The organism is Streptomyces sp. NPDC055078 (assembly GCF_053607985.1).
In genome coordinates, this window is the sequence record NZ_JBSGUP010000726.1 from 1 (window position 1) to 3,981 (window position 3,981).

Annotated in this window: 3 protein-coding genes; all 3 read right to left on the reverse strand. The window is 75.1% G+C overall.

What is annotated here, in order from left to right:
• Positions 1-19: 19 nt before the first annotated feature.
• Complete coding sequence (locus ACWF94_RS35540; RefSeq protein ID WP_453498366.1) at positions 20-1,015, reverse strand: type VII secretion system-associated protein; 996 nt, start codon at positions 1,013-1,015, stop codon at positions 20-22.
• Entirely contained in the window at positions 1,012-1,953 is a 942-nt protein-coding gene (locus ACWF94_RS35545) for a type VII secretion system-associated protein (RefSeq protein ID WP_453498369.1), read from the reverse strand. Before ACWF94_RS35545 ends, ACWF94_RS35540 begins: the two co-directional genes overlap by 4 nt.
• The coding region (locus ACWF94_RS35550; protein WP_453498372.1) for a hypothetical protein at positions 1,950-3,981 on the reverse strand (2,032 nt) is incomplete at its 5' end. The genes ACWF94_RS35545 and ACWF94_RS35550, both read right to left, overlap by 4 nt.

Consider the following 3,981-nt stretch of genomic DNA (forward strand, 5'->3'; position numbering starts at 1 on the left):
GCCGGGGCCCGCCCCGTTGTCACACGGGGCCCGGCCCGGACACGGCGGGCCCGGCCCCGTCGCCGTCCTCGGCCGTGTTCGCATCCGCCGAGCCGCCGTCCCCCGGGGCCTCCTGGAACAGGTGAGTCAGGTCGGGCAGGTGCTCCGGATCGGTCAGGGCGCGGGCTGCCTCCAGGTCGGCGATGTCGTCGAAGCCGGCCGGCAGGAGTCCGGCCCCGGGGGCGGTCGTGTCCTCCCACTCCGCCAAGCGCTGGTGATCAGCCAGCCCTGTGCGCAGTTCGTCGGCGGTCAGGAGCTGGGCTGCCGGGGCCGAGGAGCTGAGGAACAGCACATCCCGGTCGTCGGGGAGCCGGTCGAGCAGGGCGGGCACCGTCATCAGCTTGTACGGCGGCAGCTGCTTCTCGTCCAGTGCGGAGGCGTCCGGGAAGACCGCGACGACGGGTATGCCGTCCGGTGTCCCGGTCTCCGCCAGGCCGCCCCCGGCCTCGACGCAGACCGCCAACCCGGTGTCGGCGAGGACCAGGGCGAGCAGGTCCCGGGATTCGTAGCGGGTGGCCACCAGGCGTACCGCGGCATCAGCGGGGCTGAGCGCGGGGCCCCAGCCGTAGGCATCGGGTGAGGGGCGGTAGCGGGGGTTTTCCTCCCATTCGACGATCTCGCCGTTGGGGTCGCTGCGCCAGCGGCCCAGGACGGCCCAGAGCGGCGGCATTTCGCCTTCGGCGCCTTCCCAGTGCCGGTCGATCATCGAGAGCAGGTGGTCGGGCGCGATCCGGGCGGCCTTCACCATCTCTTCCGGAGGTTCGCGGAACCGGGCGTGGCCGCGTGGTACGGGTCCCCAGGTGTCGTTCTCGACGTCCACGGGAAGGACCGCGGCTGCCGGCGCTTCGGCGGCGGGGGCGGGGGAACCGGGGCCGGACGTGGTCACCGGACGCGCGTCAAGGACGCCCGGGGCTTCGGCGGACTCGGGGCTGTCGGGGCTGTCGGGGCTGTCGGAGCTGTCGGGGAACGTTGTCATACTGGGCCACCGGCCTCGGTGGACCCGGTGGCGTACAGGGCCGCCGAACCGGTCGCGTCCGGCGGTCCGGCCGGGCCGCCGACCGTGGACGGCCTGACCGGCGGCGGGAGTTCCGCCGCGCCCGGTTGCGTGTCCGCTTCCGATCCCGTCCTCGCCTCGTCGCCGGAGTGCACCGCGCCGCCGGATTCGTCCGGCCGGAGGGCGTCCGCACCCCCGCCGTCCCGGTCCGGCGTATCGGTGCTCATGTCACGAGAGTGTGCGTACGCCGTCCCCGTGCCGTCCGCGGCCGGGTTCTGCGCGGCCCGGGACTCCTGCGCCTCGTCCGCCACTGCCCGCGTCTCCCCCACCGCGCGGCGCAGCGCGGCGGAGTCGACGGTCATGCTCACCGCTCCGGAGGCGTTGAGATACAGCAGATGGCCCTCCGGGAGCCGGTTCAGGACCTCCGCCGCGGGGAGCAGTTCGTAGCCGAAGCGGCCGGCCGCGTGCAGATGGACGGGCGAGGTGAACACCGGCACCACCGGCTCCTCGTCAGGAGAGAGGGCCGACAGGGGCATCCGTCCGGGGCCGAGGAGCATCGCGACCTCGGCGACTGCCAGGGTGCGCGTGACCGCGTCGCCGGGACCGTAGCCGGTGGCGGCGAGCTGGACCGCCTCATCGACGGCGTCGGTGGGCGCGGGCCAGTCGAGGGCCCCCGGAGAGGGGCGGTACTCCTCGTTGGGCCGCCACTCCGCGATCTCGCCGTCCAGGCCCGAGCGCCACTGGCCGACCACCGCCCAGTTCGGCGGCTCCCCCTGCCCCACCCAGGTCGGGTCCACCATGCCCAGCCAGTGGTCGGGGGCGCGCCGAGCCGCCTCCCTGATCTCTTCGGGGACCGGTGGCCCGGTGTCCTCACCGGGTCCGGCCCCGGCGCCGGTGGTGGCTGTCACTGCGTCGTTCATGGGTTCCTCGGGAAAAGTCGGTGATGGTGGTCGAGTATGTGGTCGATGTCCCGGTCCGGGTCTTCGCCGGGAACCCGGCCACGGGCCAGGAACCAGTCCGCCATGAGCTGCCGCAGCCGGTCGGGGGTGACCGGACCGTCGTCGGCGTCGGGGACGACCGCGGGGCCGAGTGTCACCAGGAGGTCGAGGACGTCGTCCAGAGTGCGCCGGTGGTCGAGGAGCCAGGCGGCCCCGTCCGGGTCCGGGCTACGGTCCGCCTCGTCCGGCCAGCCCATCTCGGCCAGGGCGTGCTCGTCGGGGAAGAGACCGTCCCTGGCGACATGCGTGCGCAGTTCCTCCTCGGTGAGCGGGGCGATACGCCGGTAGCGGTCCCAGCCGTCCGCGTAGTCGAGGTCGGCCGGCTCGGCCGCTCCGGCGGCCCGCAGTTCGTCCAGGACCAGCTGCGAACCCCGCATGATCTCGTGCAGCGAATGGTGGCGGACCGGCAGCATCTCCGCGATCAGCGCGAGCCGCACCAGCCCCAGGTCGATGTCCAGACCCCACTGTTCGCGCATCCGCGCGGCCTGGCCCAGCTCCAGGTACGCGGTGCCGGAGGTACCGGCCCGCACCAGGCCACCGGTGGCCTGGGCCGTGGACTGCAGGGCGGTGCTCATGGGGATGTCGTAGCGGGCCGCGCCGGAGATCCAGGGCAGGACGCCGTCCGGCATCAGCGCACGCTCCGCGCCGCTCAGCGGCGGCCGGACCCGCTCGGGGGAGAGCGGTACGCGCAGTTCTCGTTCCAGTCGGACCAGCCGGTCGCGCTCGGCGGGGGTCAGATTGCCGCCACGGGCGGCCAGCGCCTCGTAGGCGGTCAGATCGGGGGCGGGATGCCGGTCCACGCGATCGGCCTGGAGCTGCGGCGGAGCTGAGAGGGGGTGGCCCAGCAGGTCGGCGGTGGTCCGTAGCCCCATCCAGAGCATGGCCAGGCGCTCGCGCAGATTTCCGGAGACGGCGACTTCCTCGATGCGGTCCCGGTCCGTACCGACCGCACCGTCGATGCTCGGGTCGTCCGAGCCCAGCTCGTGCCGGCGGCCCGCGGCGTCCGCGCGCCGGAAGAGCTCGGCCGTCATGACACCGATCTGATCGTTCAGCGCGGGGTCGTCGGCGAGGTGGTGGCCCAGGCGCTCCTCGAAGGTCTCGGCCTCCGCCAGGTAGCGCACTCGGCCACGGATCCACGCGGGCGCCCGGTCCAGGGTGTGGGTGGCGGCCAGATCCCGCAGCCTGCGGCGGACGGCCGGGGAGGCCGCGTCCACCGCGCGGGCCGCCCGGTGGAGCCGGCCCGCGCCGGTGCCGCCGGGAGCGAGGGCCGACGCGGCGGCCGGGGGCGCTCCGGTGAGCCACTGGTCACCGTCACGGACCAGCAGTGCGGACGGCGCGGCGGTGGGTGTTTCGCCATGGAAGGTGACCGTGCCGTCCGCCTCCGCGACGGCGGCCGTCACCCCGAGAGCGCGCGCCGCGGCGTCCAGCAGCGGGATCAGCGGCGGTTCGGTGCCCGCTCCCCCGAGCAGAGGGTCCGCGAGCAGCAGCCTCAGCCGTACGGCGGGTCCGGCGGTGAGGTCGACGGCGGGGAGCAGATCGCCGAGCAGGCCCGCCTGGGCGCGCTGGGAGACGGTCGGGGTGTGGCCCGCGCGCTCCAGCAGACTCAGCGGCACGTTCGCCGACCGGTCCAGCGGCGGTACCCGCGCGTCGTCAAGCCGCTCGTTGAGCGGGTCGTCGGTGAGCGGGTCGTCGGTGAGGGCATCCGCGAGCCAGTCGCGGAAGGCGGCGCTCCGGCGGGGCTCTGCCGCCGGGAGGAGCCCGGCCAGCGGCGCACGGTCGCCGAACGCGGCCAGCAGTGCGGCCTCGGCTGCGCGGCCGGGGCCGGGGCCGGCGGGAGCGGGGCGCAGGGGGTAGCGGATGCCGTCGAGAACGGCGCCGCCGTCGCCGGTACGGCGCAACTCCCCGCCGTTCGCGGGTGTCCGGGCGGGTGCGGGCGCGGCGGAGGACGGG